Annotated in this window: 15 protein-coding genes; 14 read left to right on the top strand and 1 reads right to left on the bottom strand. The window is 63.3% G+C overall.

Annotated features, from left to right (window positions below; genetic code table 11):
- Positions 1-51: 51 nt before the first annotated feature.
- On the bottom strand, positions 52-1,422 hold the full coding sequence (locus WG908_RS03860; RefSeq protein ID WP_340185250.1) for a class II 3-deoxy-7-phosphoheptulonate synthase: 1,371 nt from the start codon (positions 1,420-1,422) through the stop codon (positions 52-54).
- Positions 1,423-1,637: 215 nt separating this feature from the next.
- Between WG908_RS03860 and WG908_RS03855 the strand changes: the two genes are divergently transcribed.
- The 14 genes from WG908_RS03855 to WG908_RS03790 all read left to right on the top strand — a co-directional run bounded on the left by WG908_RS03855 (position 1,638) and on the right by WG908_RS03790 (position 17,399).
- The gene (locus WG908_RS03855; protein WP_340185386.1) at positions 1,638-3,302 is read left to right on the top strand and encodes an ArnT family glycosyltransferase; all 1,665 of its coding nucleotides are present in this window, start codon (positions 1,638-1,640) and stop codon (positions 3,300-3,302) included.
- A gap of 193 nt (positions 3,303-3,495) precedes the next feature.
- The gene (rfbF, locus tag WG908_RS03850; protein ID WP_340185249.1) at positions 3,496-4,263 is read left to right on the top strand and encodes a glucose-1-phosphate cytidylyltransferase; all 768 of its coding nucleotides are present in this window, start codon (positions 3,496-3,498) and stop codon (positions 4,261-4,263) included.
- A gap of 4 nt (positions 4,264-4,267) precedes the next feature.
- Entirely contained in the window at positions 4,268-5,359 is a 1,092-nt protein-coding gene (gene rfbG / locus WG908_RS03845; protein ID WP_340185248.1) for a CDP-glucose 4,6-dehydratase, read from the top strand.
- Positions 5,356-6,729 (top strand): lipopolysaccharide biosynthesis protein RfbH, encoded by a 1,374-nt coding sequence (gene rfbH, locus WG908_RS03840; RefSeq protein WP_340185247.1) that lies wholly within the window; start codon positions 5,356-5,358, stop codon positions 6,727-6,729. The genes rfbG and rfbH overlap by 4 nt, the downstream gene beginning before the upstream one ends.
- Before the next feature lie 15 nt (positions 6,730-6,744).
- The gene (locus WG908_RS03835) at positions 6,745-7,446 is read left to right on the top strand and encodes an aldolase/citrate lyase/malate synthase family protein (protein ID WP_340185246.1); all 702 of its coding nucleotides are present in this window, start codon (positions 6,745-6,747) and stop codon (positions 7,444-7,446) included.
- The gene (locus WG908_RS03830; protein WP_340185245.1) at positions 7,446-8,150 is read left to right on the top strand and encodes a hypothetical protein; all 705 of its coding nucleotides are present in this window, start codon (positions 7,446-7,448) and stop codon (positions 8,148-8,150) included. The genes WG908_RS03835 and WG908_RS03830 overlap by 1 nt, the downstream gene beginning before the upstream one ends.
- Complete coding sequence (locus WG908_RS03825) at positions 8,147-9,880, top strand: thiamine pyrophosphate-binding protein (protein ID WP_340185244.1); 1,734 nt, start codon at positions 8,147-8,149, stop codon at positions 9,878-9,880. Before WG908_RS03830 ends, WG908_RS03825 begins: the two co-directional genes overlap by 4 nt.
- Before the next feature lie 39 nt (positions 9,881-9,919).
- On the top strand, positions 9,920-10,882 hold the full coding sequence (locus tag WG908_RS03820; RefSeq protein WP_340185385.1) for an NAD-dependent epimerase/dehydratase family protein: 963 nt from the start codon (positions 9,920-9,922) through the stop codon (positions 10,880-10,882).
- A 202-nt stretch (positions 10,883-11,084) separates the two neighbouring features.
- Entirely contained in the window at positions 11,085-12,998 is a 1,914-nt protein-coding gene (locus tag WG908_RS03815; RefSeq protein WP_340185243.1) for an SLBB domain-containing protein, read from the top strand.
- Positions 12,995-14,092 carry a GumC domain-containing protein gene (locus WG908_RS03810; protein WP_340185242.1) on the top strand — a complete coding sequence of 366 codons (1,098 nt, stop codon included), beginning with the start codon at positions 12,995-12,997 and terminating at the stop codon, positions 14,090-14,092. Before WG908_RS03815 ends, WG908_RS03810 begins: the two co-directional genes overlap by 4 nt.
- Entirely contained in the window at positions 14,089-15,036 is a 948-nt protein-coding gene (locus WG908_RS03805) for a glycosyltransferase family 2 protein (protein ID WP_340185241.1), read from the top strand. Before WG908_RS03810 ends, WG908_RS03805 begins: the two co-directional genes overlap by 4 nt.
- A gap of 4 nt (positions 15,037-15,040) precedes the next feature.
- Positions 15,041-15,430 carry a GtrA family protein gene (locus WG908_RS03800; RefSeq protein ID WP_340185240.1) on the top strand — a complete coding sequence of 130 codons (390 nt, stop codon included), beginning with the start codon at positions 15,041-15,043 and terminating at the stop codon, positions 15,428-15,430.
- Positions 15,427-16,809, top strand: a complete 1,383-nt coding sequence (locus WG908_RS03795) for a hypothetical protein (protein ID WP_340185239.1) — start codon at positions 15,427-15,429, stop codon at positions 16,807-16,809. The genes WG908_RS03800 and WG908_RS03795 overlap by 4 nt, the downstream gene beginning before the upstream one ends.
- Positions 16,806-17,399, top strand: a complete 594-nt coding sequence (locus WG908_RS03790) for a M23 family metallopeptidase (RefSeq protein ID WP_340185238.1) — start codon at positions 16,806-16,808, stop codon at positions 17,397-17,399. Before WG908_RS03795 ends, WG908_RS03790 begins: the two co-directional genes overlap by 4 nt.
- Positions 17,400-17,418 lie beyond the last annotated feature (19 nt).

Below are 17,418 nucleotides of genomic sequence, written 5' to 3'. Positions count from 1 at the left end.
CCGAATCGGGGAGGACGGCCAGCCCCTCCCCGCCTGGGAGGGGCTGCCGGGTCAGGCCGCCGCGCGGCGTTCCTTGAGTTCGTCGTTCAGCATTTCGGCGAGCAGGAAGGCCAGTTCCAGGCTCTGCGCCGCGTTGAGGCGCGGGTCGCAATGGGTGTGGTAGCGGTCGGCCAGCCCTTCGTCGGTGATGGCGATCGCGCCGCCGGTGCATTCGGTGACGTTCTGGCCGGTCATCTCGGCGTGGATGCCCGCGCCAAAGCTGCCTTCGGCGCGGTGGACGGCGAAGAAGCCGCGCACTTCGGCCAGGATGCGTTCAAACGGCCGGGTCTTGTAGCCGTTGGCGGCCTTGACGACATTGCCATGCATCGGGTCGCAGGACCAGACCACCGGATGCCCTTCGCGCATCACCGCCCGCACCAGCTTTGGCAGGCCGGCCTCTATCTTGTCATGACCATAGCGGGTGATGAGCGTCATGCGGCCCGGTTCGCGCGCGGGATTGAGGATGTCGAGCAGGCGCAGCAGCGCGTCCGGCTCCAGGCTCGGCCCGCACTTCATGCCGATGGGGTTGCCGATGCCGCGCAGATATTCGACATGCGCCGACCCTTCGAACCGGGTGCGGTCGCCGATCCACAGCATGTGCGCGCTGGTGTCATACCAGTCGCCGGTCAGCGAATCCTGACGGGTGAGCGCCTGTTCGAACGGCAGCAGCAGCGCTTCATGGCTGGTGTAGAAGCTGGTGCCCTGAAGCTGGGGCACGGTTTCGGCGTTGAGGCCGCAGGCGCGCATGAAATCGAGCGCCTGGCCGATCTGGTCGGCCATCGCCTCGAACTTCGCGGCCCAGGGCGACCGGCCCATGAAATCCAGCATCCAGCCATGCACCCTGTCGAGGCTGGCATAGCCGCCGGTCGAAAAGGCGCGCAGCAGGTTCAATGTGGCGGCGGACTGGTTGTAGGCGCGCACCATCCGCTGCGGATCGGGCTCGCGCCCCGCCGCGGTGAAGGCGATGTCGTTGACATTGTCGCCGCGATAGCTGGGCAGCTCGACGCCGTCGATCGTCTCGGTCGCGGCCGAACGCGGCTTGGCGAACTGGCCGGCCATGCGGCCCACCTTCACCACCGGCAGCTTTGACGCGAAGGTCAGCACCACCGCCATCTGGAGCAGCACGCGGAAGGTGTCGCGGATGTTGTTGGGGTGGAATTCGGCGAAGCTTTCGGCGCAATCGCCGCCCTGGAGCAGGAAGGCGTTGCCCGCCGCGACCCTGGCCAGATCGGCCTTGAGGTTGCGCGCTTCGCCGGCGAAGACGAGCGGGGGGAACTGGCCAAGTTGCGCCTCGGCCGCGGCGAGCGCCGCTGCATCCCGATATTCCGGCATCTGGAGGCCCTGATGGCTTCTCCAGCTGTCGGGCGTCCACTTCGCCGCCACGGCCTGTTACTCCTGTGCGTATCGCTGAAAAATAGGGGCCGCCTCTACCGTTGTGAAGGGCCAAGCGCAAGGGAGGGCGGGGGCGAGGCATTTTCACGCGGGGCTGGCATCAATTCCCGCGCGCGCGGGGCGGCGGCTTGCGCCGCGCGGGGGCGGCCTGTAGGGGCGGGGACCCTCGGCGACGCCGGGACAGGCCGCGATCGGGATGACATGTGATGCGGGTGCAAGGCCCATTCGCGCGGGGACCCGCGATCCTTCTGTTCGGAATCCTGCTGCTGGCGGTCGTGACGCGGTTGCAGGGGATCGGCTTTGGCCTGCCCGCGCTGTACGACCCCGACGAGCCGCTGTTCGCGCTGAGCGCCGTCAAGCTGCTTGCCGAACGGACGCTCAACCCCGGCTGGTTCGGGCATCCGGGCACCACCACCATCTATGGCCTGGCGCTGGTCGACATCCTGGTCGTGGGCGTTTCGTTGCTGACCGGGCGGTTCGACAGCCTGCACGCGATCACCACCGCCGCCTATGCCGACCCTGGAATATTGATCCTGCCGGGGCGCGTGTCGATCATGCTGTGCGGGGTGGCGAGCGTCTATATGACCTGGCGGATCGGCAAGCGGCTGGGCGGCGAGGGCGCGGGGCTGGTGGCAGCGGGGCTGCTGGCGATCAACGCGGTGCACATCGCCTATTCGCAGATCATCCGCACCGACATCCAGGCCAGCCTGTTCATGCTGTTGTGCCTGAACGCCGCGATCGGCGTGGCGCAGACCGGGCGATTGCGCGCCTATCTGGTCGCCGGGGCGCTGGCGGGCGCGGCGTGCGCGACCAAATGGCCGGCGGCGTCCGTGTTCGTGTGCGTGATCGGCGCGTGCACGATGCGGTGCGCGGCGCAAGCCGGCGTGGCGGGAGGGGATCGCCGCGGCGAGATCATGCGGCTGGCGCTGTCGGCGCTGGCGGCGGTCGCGGCGCTGCTGGTCATATCGCCCTATATCCTCATCGATGTCCACACCGTGGTCGCCAATCTGAGCGGCGAGGCGCAGGCGCATCATGTCGGCGCGACCGGGCGCGGGCTGGCCGCCAATCTGGGCTGGTATCTGCGCCGTCCGCTGGGCGGGTCGATGGGCGCGGCGGGGCTGGTCGTGGCTGCGGCGGGGATGGTGTTGGTGCTGCTGCGCGGCGGCGTGGCCCGCGCGACGCTGCTGCCGATCGCGCTGCTGTTCTTCATCCTGATTTCGGCGCAGACGCTGATCTGGGAGCGATGGGCGGTGCCGTTGCTGCCCCTTGCCGCGCTGTTCACGGGGCTGGCGGTCAGCGCACTGGTGACATGGGCGCGGGCGAAGGGGGGCAGGCCGGCCGCGCTGGCCGTTGCGGCGGTGATGATGGCCGCGCTGGTTCCGCCCGCCATGTCCGCGCTTGCGGCGCGCGCGACCGAGCGGGCGCACGATACGCGGGCGCTGGCGTCCGCATGGGTGCGCGACCATGTGCCGGCGGGCAGCCGCATCGTCCTTGAACATCTGGCGTTCGATCTTCTCGATCCGAAATGGACATTTTTGTTGCCCGCCGGCGACCGGGGATGCCTGGAGGCGAGCGGGCAACTGGAAGCCAAGGCCGGACCCGGCGCGCTCGACAGTTGGCGGGGCAAGCGCGCGGTGGTCGATTTCGGCACGATGGACGAAGGGGGCCTGCCAAGCTGTCGCGCCGATTTCGCGGTGTTTTCCCATTATGACCGCTACAAGGCGGAGGGCGCGCTATATGCGCGCGAAGCCGCGCGTTACGAGCGGTTCGTGCGCGGCGGCCGGCTGCGCGCGACCTTTCGGCCCGAACAGGACAGGATCGGCGGGCCGTTCATCCGCATCGTCGACCTGCGGGGCGGCCGGAGCCGATAGGCCCCCAAGCAGCGGCGGCGCGATGAAAATATTGCGGCGAAGCTGACGGTTTTTCGCCCGCCGTGACGTCTTTGCGACAGTGGGCAGGATAGTTTCGAATTTGTTACTAGCGGGTTGACAAAGTATATGGCGCTCAACAGAACGAAAGAGTTCCAAGGCGAGCGACATTAATTTCCGGGGGAATTTGATTAAAGTGAAAGCGGTAATTCTCGCAGGCGGACTGGGGAGTCGCTTGGGTGAAGAGACTTCGGTCCGTCCCAAGCCTATGGTCGAGATTGGTGGCATGCCCATCATCTGGCACATCATGAAGATTTATTCATTCCATGGCATCAACGAGTTCATCATCTGCCTCGGCTATAAGGGGTATATGATCAAGGAGTATTTCGCCAATTACTTCCTGCATACCGCCGATGTGACGATCGACCTGAAGGACAATGCGGTCGAGGTGCATCAGAACTGGAGCGAGCCCTGGCGCATCACGCTGGTGGAAACGGGCGCGACGACGATGACGGGCGGGCGGCTCAAGAAGATCCGGCCCTATCTGGTCGACGGCGAGCCTTTCTGCTTCACCTATGGCGATGGCGTCGCTTCGGTCGACATCGGCGCGCTCGTCGATTTCCATAAAACCCATGGCCGCAAGGCGACGATCACCGCCGTCGCGCCGCCGGGGCGCTTCGGCGCATTGCAGTTCGACGGCGACTGCGTCACCAGCTTCCTTGAAAAGCCCGACGGGGACGGGGGCCTGATCAATGGCGGCTTCTTCGTCGCCGATCCCAGCGTGCTCGACCTGATCGAAGGACCAGAAACGGTCTGGGAACAAGGCCCGCTGGAACGGCTGGCGGCCGATGGCGACCTGGTCGCTTTCCGGCATGACGGGTTCTGGCAGCCGATGGATACGCTGCGCGACAAAATCCATCTCGAAGAATTATGGGCCGCGGGCGCGCCCTGGAAGCAGTGGTGACGCCGTGACGGCGAAGGATGCCGGCTGGGCCGGCAGGCGAGTGTTCATTACCGGCCATACCGGGTTCAAGGGCAGCTGGCTCGCGCTGTGGCTGTCCGATCTGGGGGCGCAGGTGACGGGCTATTCGCTGGCCGCGCCGACCGACCCCAGCCTGTTCGAGCAGGCGCGGGTGCGCGAGGTCGTGCAACATATCGAGGGCGATGTGCGCGATGGCGCCGCGCTGGCCGTGGCGATGGCGCAGGCCCGGCCCGAAGTGGTGTTCCACCTGGCCGCCCAGCCGCTGGTCCGCTATTCCTACGACGCGCCGGTCGAAACATATGAAACCAACGTGATGGGCACGGTCCATCTGCTCGAAGCATGTCGCAGGACGCCCGACGTCCGGGCGATCGTGTGCATCACTACCGACAAATGCTACGAGAATCGCGAATGGGTGTGGCCCTATCGCGAGAACGACCCGATGGGCGGCCACGACCCATATAGCAGCAGCAAGGGCGCGGCCGAGCTGGTGATCGCTTCCTATCGCCGGTCCTATTTCAGCGGTGGCGGGGATGCCGCGCTGGCATCGGTGCGTGCGGGCAATGTCATCGGCGGCGGCGACTGGGCGCTCGACCGGCTGGTCCCCGACATCGTCCGGGCGCTGGAAGCGGGCAGGCGGCCCTTGATCCGCGCGCCGGGATCGGTCCGGCCCTGGCAGCATGTGCTCGAAGCGCTGGGCGGCTACATATTGATCGCCGAGCGGATGATGGACGGCGACCCGGAGATGGCCTCGGCATGGAATTTCGGCCCCGCCGACGATGACAGCAAGCCCGTCGGCTGGATCGTCGAACGGATGCTGGAGGCATGGGGGGCGAGCGGATGGGACCGGCCCGAACAGGGAGAGCAGCCGCACGAAGCGCGCATCCTGAAGCTCGATTGTTCCAAGGCGCGAAGCGTGTTGGGCTGGCGGCCGAGCCTGCCCCTGGAGCAAGCACTTGAAAAGGTGGTCGAATGGCACAGGGCCGTGGCGCGCGGTGAGGATGCGCGCGCCGTCAGCCTGGCCCAATTGCGGGATTATCGCGACCGCTTTCGCGCGAATATTTTGGAGTATAGTCTATGATTTCGACCCTGGAGGCCGGACCCGAAGCGATCGAAGCGCTGGTCGGTCAATGTGACGAGCCGCAATTGCGCGCCCTCATCCTCGACCTGGTGGGCAAATATGCCGACAATTTCCATGCGCCAAAGCCGTTCGTCCCCGGCAGCAGCCCGGTGCCGGTGTCCGGCAAGGTCTATGGCGCGCCCGACATGCAGATGCTGGTCGATTCCGCGCTCGATTTCTGGCTGACCACCGGGCGTTTCAACGAGGCGTTCGAAGCGCGGCTGGCCAAGCGCATGGGGGTCGCCCACGCGCTGACCACCAATTCGGGATCGTCGGCCAACCTGCTGGCGCTGTCGACCCTGACATCGCATTATTTCCGCGGAGACGCGCTGAAGGCCGGGGACGAGGTCATCACCGTCGCCACCGGCTTTCCGACCACGGTCAACCCGTCGCTGCAATATGGGCTGGTTCCGGTGTTCGTCGATGTCGACATCCCGACATACAACATCAAGCCCGAGATGATCGAGGCGGCGGTCACCGACAAGACCCGCGCGATCATGATCGCGCACACGCTGGGCAATCCGTTCGACCTGGCCGAAGTGATGCGCGTCGCCGAGAAATATAATCTGTGGGTGGTCGAGGATTGCTGCGACGCGCTGGGCGCGACCTATGACGGCAAGGGCGTGGGCACGTTCGGCCATATCGGCACGTTGAGCTTCTATCCCGCGCACCACATCACCATGGGCGAGGGCGGCGCGGTGTTCACCGACAAGCCGCGCCTCAAGCGCGTCATCGAATCGATGCGCGACTGGGGCCGCGACTGCTGGTGCGCGCCGGGCATGGACAATACCTGCGGCAAGCGGTTCGGCCGCAAGCTGGGCAGCCTGCCGCAGGGCTATGACCATAAATATACCTATGGCCATGTCGGCTACAACCTCAAGATCACCGACATGCAGGCCGCCGTCGGCCTGGCGCAGATGGATCATCTGGAAGATTTCATCGCCGCCCGCCGCCGCAATTTCGACCTGCTGACGGAAGTGTTCCGTGAATTCGAGGATGTGTTCATCCTGCCGGAGCCGACGCGCAATAGTGAGCCTTCCTGGTTCGGCTATCCGCTGACGCTGCGCGAGAATGTCGGGTTCCAGCGCGAAGAGTTGACCCAGTATTTCGACGAAATGAAGATCGCCACGCGCTTGCTGTTCGGCGGCAACCTGTTGCGTCAGCCCTATATGAAGGGGCGCAACTATCGCGTCGTGGGCGACCTGACCAACGCCGACATCGTAACCGAGCGCACCTTCTGGATCGGGGTGTTCCCCGGTCTCGACGCATCGCATATCGAATATGTCGGCGACAAGGTTCGTGCCTTCCTCGCCAGCCGGCCGTCGCGATAAGCGGGAGCAAAAGCCATGAATTTCAGCCAGATCGTCGCCTTGAAGGGCGAATTCGAGGCAGAGGGGCTGTCGCGCGACAGCATCGCCGCCGAAGCCGCGTTCGCCGCCCGCAACGGCCTGCCCTATCTCGTCAAGATCGGCGGGTGCGAGGCGAAGTCGGACATGCGGTTCTGCATGATGATGGGCATCTCTCGCATCGTCGCACCGATGATCGAGAGCCCGTTCGCGATGCGCAAATATCAGGAGATGCTGCCCGACGGCGGGTTCGAGCAGGTCGGCGTGACGATCGAGACGATCGATGCGGTGCGGCGGATCAACGACATCCTCGATGCAGGCGTCAAGCTGACCGAAGTGACGGTGGGCCGCAGCGATCTGACGGCCAGCTATGGCGGGACGAACGTCGACAGCGACGAAACCATCGCGATGGTCAAGACGGTGGCCCGCGCGGCGCACAAGCGGGGTCTGGGCTTTACGATGGGCGGATCGGTCAACAAGAACACGATCGCGCTGCTGCGCAGCGACACCGAATTGCGCCAACTGGTCGAATGTGTGGAAACGCGCAAATGCGTGATGCCGGTCGAGCGCTTCCTGGAGGACGGCGCGCTCAATGCGGCCTTTGCTGTTGAAGGCGCCCTGCTGGACATGCAGCATGCCCATCATGGCGACATCGCGTCGTCGGCCGCAGCGCGCGTCGTGCAAATCCGCGCGAGGCTCTGATGCAGCTTCAGTTCCTGCTCGATTTCGACGGCGTCCTTTTCAACAGCGCCTTCGAAGCCTATAGCGTCGCCAACAGATGCGCTGAGGGGCGACCCGGTTTCCGCCAGGACATCAGCTATGAGGAATTCCTGGTCTATCGCGCGGCGGTGACCGATGCGTGGCAATATTTCCGGCTCTATAGCGAGCATCATTATATTCCCCCGGAATCGTTGCCTACCGTCAGTCCCACGGAAGAAGACTGGGCATTCGCGCATGCTTTTTTCGATGCGCGCAAAGTGATGATGCAGGACCCGGACTGGCCAAAAGTCATGCCGCCCTACGACTTCTTCTACCTGCTCAAGCCCATCCTGCGGGCGCATCCCGAACGCTTCGCGATCCTTTCGACGCGCAACGTCCAGTCGATCCGTGAGGCGATGGCGTTTCATGATGCCGATGTGCTGCCGATTTTCGGGCAGGAGGATATCAGGCGGCTGGGCAGCAAGCTGGCCGTTGCCAAGGAACAGGCCTGGCTGGAACGTGGCAAATGGCTGGTTGTCTATGTCGACGACATGAACAGCCATCTTGAGCCGTTCGAAGGGCAGATCCACCTTCCGCTGCACGCCGACTGGGGTTATGACAAGGGCACGCCGGGCAGTCTGTCAGCCAACCAGATCGTCAACATCATTTCTTCCCTGCTTGCCCTGACCGAACAGGATTGTCCGTGAAATACAGCGATCAGATCGCCGCCTGGCTGAAGGCCGCGGGATACACCCATTATTTCTTCGTCGGGGGGGGCAATATCATGCACCTGACCGAGAGCCTCGACCGCTACCTGACCGGCGTTCCGGTCGTGCATGAGGTTGCGGCGGGCATCGCCGCGGAATATTTCAACGAGATAGGCGACGGTCGAAAGGCGCTGGCGCTTGTCACGGCGGGACCGGGGTTGACCAATATCGTGACCGCCATCGCCGGCGCTTTCCTTGAAAGCCGCGAACTGCTGGTGATCGGCGGTCAGGTGAAGACATCCGACCTGGCGAATAGCGAATTGCGATCGCGCGGCATCCAGGAAATCGACGGCGTCGCACTGGTACGTTCGGCGACCAAGGAAGCCTATCGCCTGCGCAAGCCGCTGACTGCGGCCGAGTTCCTTGAGAAAATTTCGATCAGCTGGACGCCTCGCAAGGGTCCGGTGTTCCTGGAGATGCCGCTGGACGTGCAGGCCGCGTCGGTGGAGGAAGAGGCGTTGCCCCCTGTTGCCGACTGCGGACTGCCCGTTGCGCTGGCCGCCGACATCGACGCGGTGGCCGACCTTTATGCAAAGGCGCAAAGGCCGATCCTGCTGATCGGCGGGGGCATTGACTATGCGGCCATGGACACCCTGCGCCCGCGGCTCAACGCCCTGCGCGTGCCATCCATGACGACCTATAACGGCGCCGACCGGTTGGATGGCGACGACCCGACCTATCTGGGCCGTCCCAATACCTGGGGACAGCGCAGCAGCAACATCATCATCCAGAAAGCCGACCTTATCATAGCCGTCGGCACGCGGCTGGGTTTGCAACAGACCGGCTTCAGGTGGCAGGAGTTCGGCCGGGGGGCGACGATCGTCCATGTCGAGATCGACGCCAGCGAACTGGAAAAGGGACACCCTCGAACCGACATGAAGTTGCGGGTGGATGCCAACGACTTCATCACGCGGCTTCTGGAACGCGACTTGCCGGCCAAGGACGACTGGCTGAATAAGGCGCGAGGCATCCGCCAGGCTATCCCCCGCGTCGAAAGCGTCAACAACACGGGCGAGGGCTATATCTCGCCCTATGATTTCATCGTCACGCTGGAGGGGTTGACCCGCCCGGACGATCTGATCATTCCGTGCAGCAGCGGCAGCGCCTTTACGCTGTCGATGCAACTGTACAAGCAGAAATTCGGTCAGCGCGTGGTGACGGACAAGTCGCTGGCGTCGATGGGCTACGGCCTGTCGGGGGCGATCGGTGCTGCAATCGCCGCCCATGGCGGACGCCGCACCATATTGATCGAGGGCGACGGCGGTTTCGCGCAGAATCTGCAGGAACTTGGCACGGTTTCGGTCAACCAGTGCAATCTCAAGATGTTCATCTTCCACGATCAGGGCCATGCATCGATCCGCATGACCCAGCGCAGCTATTTCAATGGCAAATATCTGGGCTGCGATCGTCAGTCCGGGCTTGGCCTGCCCCAGTGGAACCGGGTGTTCGACGCCTGGGATATCCCGGTGCTGGAACTGGAGCTGGGCTTTGAGCGCTCGCCCGAATTCCTCGCAAGGATGGAATCAGCCGGGCCGCAGGCTTTCATTGTCCCGATAGATCCGGAACAGACCTATTTCCCCAAGATCACCAGCCGCATCACCGAAAGCGGATCAATGGAATCCAATCCCATCGACCGGATGACGCCGGAAATCGACTATGCCGATCTGTAATCGGCCCGATCGCGCAGGGGCGCGCAAGCCGTGACGTCCATGTCCCTCATGGTCATTGGCGGTTCGGGCTTTTTCGGAAAATCCTTTCTTGATGCCTTTCGTCGCGGCCGGCTGGCCCCGTGGGACATTGGCCGCATCATCGTGGTCGCGCGACATGCCCGCCAGCTTGCCTATACGCATTCCGATCTGACGGCCGCGGGCGTCGAGTTGATAGATGCCGATGTGGGAGCGGTGGACCGCTTGCCCGATGCCGACATCATCATTCATGCCGCCAGTTCCACAGACGCGCAGCGCTATGTCGATGCCGCTGCGCAGGAACGTGCCAATATCGAGGCATCGACCGAGAATTTCTGCCGGATCGCGGCGCTGCATCACCGATCGAGCCGGATCGTCTATACCAGCAGCGGCGCGGTTTACGGGCAGATTGACCCTTTGATCGAGCGGATATCCGAAGAGGATGACGGCGGCGCGGTCAGCGAACTCGTCACCTACAAACAGGATTATGCCATCGCCAAGCGCGCCGCCGAGATGCGCATCGCGCAATTGGGATCGGACGGGGTGGCGGTGGCGGTGGCCCGCTGCTTCGCTTTCGTGGGCGCCTATCTGCCGCGCGACCAGCATTTCGCCATCGGCAACTTCCTGGCCGACGGGCTGGCGGGTCGGCGGATCGAGGTCAAGGCGCGACACGCGGTCTATCGCAGCTATATGCACGCAGACGACCTGGTGCACTGGCTGATGACGATCGCTACGGTAGCCGACAGCGGTTGCCCGATATTCAATGTCGGATCGGATGAGGCCTATACGGTAGGGCAGGTGGCGCAGATGGTGGCGCGCCGTTTCGACGTGGATGCCGATGTTCCGTCCTTCACGTCCGACCGGGTGGACAGATATATTCCAAGCGTGGCGCGCGCGCGTGAGACGCTGGGCCTGCGTCTGGCCTATGATCTGCCGGCTGCTATCGACGACATCGCCGGCCGGCTGGTTCAGTCGGCATGTCGATGAACGCCTTGGGCAAGAGAGGGCGGATCATCGAGCGGCAAAAGGGGCAATCCCCGGACCAACCGCCTTCCGATTTTTTTGTTTTGTGCGGTCGGGCATGACCGAGGATAGAATAGCGCAAGTGTTGACAGCGATGCATATAAAGGGCGGGAATTTGACAAGAGCAGTCGAGAGCAGAACAATCGGGCGTGGCAGGATCGCCGCGTTGCTGCTGTCTTTTGCGGTCGCGCCGGTCGCGGTCGCACAGATGAACACCGGCATTCCTTCCGGATCGCCGCTCGACAGCATGAACGGGACCGGATCGTCATCGCGGCAGGGCAATGACAATGTGAGCGCATCGGGCCTTTCGCAGGGCAGCACGGCTTCCGAGAATCCCTTCGTTGGCCAGCAGGCCATCCAGCCATATAATGTGACGACGAACAGCAACGATATGCTGACCCTGCAACAGTTGCTGGGCGCCCGCAGCCAGCGGAAGGAAGACGACCAGGCGCTGACCCGCCAGTTCGCCAAGCCGGGCGAATTCGAAATCTATGTCGAGCGTCTGCTGGGCCGGAAGCTGCCGCGCTATGGAGAATCCCTGATATTGCCGGCGCAACGCGACTTCGCGGCACCGGCAACGGCAACCGTGCCACCGGAATATGTGGTGCAACCGGGCGATACGATCGTGATCGCGCTCGCCGGATCCATGAACGGCAGCATCGAGCAGGAGGTTGACAATAGCGGCCGGTTGTTCATCAGCGGCGTTGGCCCCGTCCAGGTTGCCGGCGTGCGCCATGCCGAATTGCGCGACGTGATCGCCCGCGCGATCGGCACGCAGTTCCGGGGCTTTACGGTTTCGGTCGATATCCGCAAGCTGCGCGGCATCCGCGTCTATGTGACCGGCCTTGCCAACAATCCCGGCGCTTTCACGCTCAGCAGCCTGTCGACGCTTGCCAATGCCGTGTTTCAGGCGGGCGGCCCCTCGTCCGGTGGCAGCTGGCGCAGTATCAAGCTGTATCGCAATGGCCAGGAGGTGGTCGATTTCGATCTTTACCAGCTGATGCGTGGCGGCCGCAGCGTCAACGACGTGCAATTGCAAAATGAGGATGTTCTGTTCATTCCGCCCGCCGGCGAGCAGGTCGCCGTGATCGGCAGCGTGCAGGAAGAAGCGATCTACGAGGCGAAGCCGGGCGAGAATCTGGCGGACATGCTGGCGGCCGCGGGCGGACCGAACACATTGGCCGACCGGTCGCGCGTCATCCTCTATCGCACTGGCGAAGCCGAGCAGGTCGGGCCTCGCCAAATCGCATTCACGGCGGCAGGGGGCGAGCCGATCAAAGGCGGCGACATCGTGCAAATGCTGTCCACGGGCAGTCTGACCATGCCGATTGATCGCCAGTCGGTGCTGGTTCGAGTGGAGGGTGAAGTGCGGCAGCCGGGCATTTACTACGCCGCGCCCAATACCCCTATCAACGAGATTATGGCGCGCGCCGGGGGCCTCACCCCCCGCGCCTACCCCTTCGGCACCAAATTCACACGGCAATCGGTGAAGATTCAGCAGCAGGAAAGCTATCGCGAGGCGATCCGTCAGCTGGAACTGACCCTGGCCGCGGCGCCATTGACCGCCGACACGGCCATCGGCGAGGCCGAGCGCAGCAGCCAGATCGCGGGCGCCCGCGCGGTGCTGGATCGCCTGCGCCAGGTTGAACCGGACGGGCGCGTCGTGCTGCAACTGTCGCCAGATGCCGCCGACGTTCCCGGCAACATCCTGCTGGAGAATAATGACGCGATCTACGTGCCGCCGATGGCGTCCACGGTGGGCGTGTTCGGCGCGGTCTACCGCCCGGCATCCTTCCTGGTCGGCGGCGGCAAAGCGCCCAGGCGGGTCAAGGACTATGTCGAGATGGCTGGAGGCACGCTGCGTGCGGCGGACCGGGGCAACATCTTTCTGGTCCGTGCCAATGGCGAGGTCGTCTCGCGCAAGCGCGGATCGCTCAACGCCCGCATCCTGCCCGGCGACATCGTCTTTGTGCCGGTCAGGACCCAGGGCAACAGCTGGTGGGCCAAGTTCAAGGATGTCACGCAGACGCTGTTCCAACTGGGCCTGAGCGCAGCAACGGTCGTGGCGGTCGCACGATGACCCCGCCACGCAGCTTCGTGGGGACGATTACCGGCTTGCGCTGGCTTTCCCACTTTCGCGCCCGGGCGCTGGTGTTCGGCTTGCCGATCCTGCTGTTCGCCCTGCTGTCGGTGTTTCCCGAACGTCATCGCGCGGCCGTGACGCTGACCCCCACCGATCCGCAGAGCCTGGGCCTCAGCGGCACGCTCGGGCAGCTGGGCGCGATCAACAATGTGTTCGGCAACCAGGCCGCGGTCGAGATCGCGTTGCGAGTGGGGAAAAGCTACTATGTCCGCAACATCGTCATCGACCGGACGAAGCTCGACAAGAGACTCGGCAAGGACCGGCTGGCATTGCATCGCTGGCTGGACAGACAGGTCGATATTCGATCGCTGCGCGGGGGTATCATACTGATCGAGATGCAGCGGCGCGACGGAGCGCTGGCGCGCGACATCGTCGCTGCCTACGCCACAGCGATCCAGGAACGGCTGGGCCAGATCAGCCGGACGCAGACAGCATATAAGCGGGGCGTGCTGCGTCAGCTCGTATCCGAGGCATCGGGCGACCTCGCCCAGGCGCAGGCCGCCTATGACGCCTTTCGCCTGCGCAACCGTAATCCCAGTCCGCTGGCCGAGGCGGCGATCGTCACCGACCGGATCATGAACCTGGAAAGCGCGATCAAGGCGAAGCAGATCGCGCTTGAGACCGCGCGCCAGCTCTATACCGACGACAATGTCATGATCACCCAGATCAAGGCCGAAATCGTCGCGATCCGGCGTCAGCTGGAAGAGGTGAAGGGGACGCAGAGTGCCGTCGAAGGCACGGTCGGCAACGCGGTCGCGCAGTCAAGCCAGCTGTTCAAGCTGGAACGCGAATTGGGAATCCAGCGAGCGCTATATGACAGCTATCTGCGCTTTCTGGAGGGAACTGCGGTGGAGAATCTGACGTCTTCAGCCAATGTCCGCATCCTCGAACCGCCCTTCGTCGACAGTGAGCGACAGATATGGTGGCCTGCGGCGGCGGTGGCGATCGCCCTGGCGATGCTTTGGGCGGCAATCGAATTCTATCGCCTCCGCCCCCCTGTCGGCGCCCGCGTCACCCCGGAGGCGTCATGAGCAATGTTGCCATCACGCCCGAAGTCTCGGTCGTCATCGCCTGTCGCAACGAGGAAACCAACGCCGAAGCGATCGCCGCTGCGGTCATCGCTGAACTCGAGCCGCTGTGCGAGAGTTTCGACATCATCTTCATCGACAATGAATCGCAGGACCGCACTGTCGAAATCATCAAGGGGATGTGCGCGCGCGACCCGCGCATCCGGCTGATCGTCAATACCCGTAATTACGGTCAGATGCGGTCGCCCACCCACGGCATCTACCAGGCCGGCGGTCGCGCCGTGATATCCATGTGCGCCGACTTTCAGGACTCGCCCGCCCTGCTCCCCGAATTCGTGGCGCGCTGGCGCAACGGCACCGACATCGTGCTGGGCGTGCGCGAGAGCGAGAAGTCGGGCGCGGTGCTCGGTTTCATGCGCGGCCTGTCCTATTCGCTGCAACAGCGGTTCGGCGATTATCGCATCATTCCCAACGCCACCGGCTTTGGCATCTACGATCGCCGCGTCGTGGAGGCGATCCGCACGCTCAACGAACCCCATCCGTTTTTTCGCGGCCTGCTGGTCGAAACCGGCTTCAGCATCGAAACCATCTCCTTCAAGCGCCCATTGCGGGCGGGAGGGCGATCCAACAATAATTTCTTCACGCTGCTCGACTTTGCGCTCAACGGCCTGGCCGGATCGTCCAAGAATCTTTTGCGAGCGCCGCTCTATGTCGGTTTTTTCATCGGCCTGCTGACGCTTATATGCCTGATCGGGGCGATGGTCGCGGCCTTTACCGGCCGGTCTGTGCAATTGTGGTTGTTCGCGGCCATGCTGGAAGGACAGTTCAGCCTGCTATTCTTGTTCCTGGGGCTGTTGGGCGTCCAGATCGGGCTGGTGTCCGACCGCACGCGCAACCAGCCGCTGGTGCTGGAGCGCGAACGCATCAACTTTCCGCCGGAATATTGACGCGATGTTCGACTGGAAGTCGCCCGGCGAGTGGAAGCGGCTTTTCCGCTACTATCAGGCCGGAGTCATCAACATGGCCTTCGGTTATGGCCTGTTCGCCCTGTTCGTGTGGGCGGGCATGGACATGTATGTGGCGCAGATCGTGTCGCATGTGCTGGGCGTGGCGTTCAATTATTTCACCTACAGCCGCTATACCTTCGCCGGGCAACCAGGCAGCCGGATGCGTTTTATCCTGTCCTATGCCGGCAATTATGTCCTGAACCTGGCGACGCTGGCGCTCGTGGCAACGGTGGTGGAATCACCCTATATCGCCGGACTGATCGCGACCATTTTCGTGTCGGTGGTCAATTTCTTCGTGCTCAAAAGACTGGTTTTCTCGGAGAAGTCGGCGTGAAAGCTCGGCTATTCTCGTTTCTGGGACTGGAATATGGCTTTGCCATATTGATCGTTGTCGGCCTGGCCTACAGTTTCGGGTTCTTCTTTACCTACCAGCATTTCCCGCAGCCGTTCTTCTACGATATCGGCGATACCTGGATGGACTGGTTCAATCCCGCCTATTGGTCACATGAGCCGGGCGCATATGATTCCTACATGACGATCTATCCGCCGCTGACCTATGTCATGCTTCGGCTGATCACCTACGGTCCCTGCTACACCTCAGCGCAGGGCGGCCCATCCAGGGAATGCGACTGGCTAGGGATTGGATCGCTGCACGTCATATATGCGCTGTGTATCATCCTGACCGCACGCACGCTGATGAAAGTCGACCGGCGGACTGCGCTGCCACGATCGTTGGCGATATCGATCGGACTGCCGATGATGTGGGGCCTTGATCGCGGCAACGTGATTTTGATCACCTATATTTTCGTTCTGCTCGCCTATGGGCCGCTCGTGCGTTCGGCCAGGATGCGTTGGATATACGCTGGCCTGGCTGTCAACATGAAGGTGTACCTTATCGGCACCATCGCAGCGCAGTTGCTGCATCGCCGCTGGCGGTGGGCAGAAGGAGCGGCGCTGGCCACCGCGATCATATTCTGCGTGACCTATTTTCTGTTCGGATCGGGTAGTCCGGCCGAAATCTATCAAAATATTACTTCTTACGCCGAAGGGCTCATCATCAACAACCCGCTGGATATCTGGATGGCGTCTTCGCTGCTGCCATTGCAGCAGCTTACCAATTCCCAGATATTTCCTACATCCCTCTATATCGGATCGTCCCGCGTCGAGTTGATCGAATTTCTCGTGCCCGTGCTGATGGGGGGCGCGCAGGCGATAGTCATGCTGGCCGCATTGGCCTGTTTCCTGCGGCCCGAAGTCGTTCCCCGCTACAGGATGTTGACGCTCAGCATCGGCATAGCGCTGTTTTCGACGGAGGTGAGTTCCTACACGCAGATACTGGTGCTGTTATTCTGTTTCATGGAGCCCTGCCGAAGCGGGATCCGGCGCTATGCGATCATTGTCGCCTATGTCGTGTGCATCCCGCTCGATCTCAACATCGATCGCCTGCCCGTTTTGGTGAAGGACAGCTACTTCTTTGATACTCAGGTGCCGGTAGAATATGTCGTCCAGGTTGGCCCCTTCATCCGTCCGCTACTCACTATGTCGATCCCGGTATCCCTTGCCATTCTCACGATCATCGAAGTAGCGCAGGATTTGTCCCGTCAAGGCTGGGCCGACCGCTGGCGGTTCCGGCGTGACAAGCCGTTGTTGCCCTGGGTACAGCGCCCGCAGGCGCCGTTCGCAGCCGTAGGTGCCCGACCGGAGGCGCAATGATGGAAAATTGTCGCCAGTCCGTGGCGAGGCGCGTCGCCAGGGTCGCACGGATATGGGGCCTGATCGGGATGGCCGGGCTAATTTGCGCATCGGCGCGTGCAGCGTCATCGGGGGAAGACGAGGCGCGGCTGCGCGCGCTGTTCGATCAATGGCGCAAGGCCAGCCACACGCGGCCAAGCGACCGCCCGCCCGTGCGCCCTACACCCTCGACCCCGGTGCCCCGCAGCGCGACGGTGACTAGTCCAATGGGCATGCGCGTCAACCCGATCCTGGGCCGGCGCATGCTTCATTCCGGCGCGGATCTTTCCGCAAGGCCCGGCATGGGCGTATATGCCACCGCCGATGGATGGGTTGCGCAAGCCGGGGCGGCAGGAGGTTATGGCCTGCTCGTGAGGCTCCGCCATATGAATGGCTATGAAACCCGTTATGCGCATCTGTCGCGCATCCACGTCGTTCCCGGCACCTATTTGCGCAAGGGAGGGATGATCGGCGAGGTCGGATCAACCGGGCGATCAACCGGGCCGCATCTTCACTATGAAGTTCGCCGCGACGGTCGGCCGGTCGATCCCATGGCATTCATCGCGCGCTGATCCCGCCGCGCGAACCGCG

Origin of the sequence: Sphingobium anseongense, from assembly GCF_037725245.1 — a bacterium.
GTDB lineage: Bacteria > Pseudomonadota > Alphaproteobacteria > Sphingomonadales > Sphingomonadaceae > Sphingobium.
This window is presented reverse-complemented; position numbering and strand designations above follow the sequence as displayed.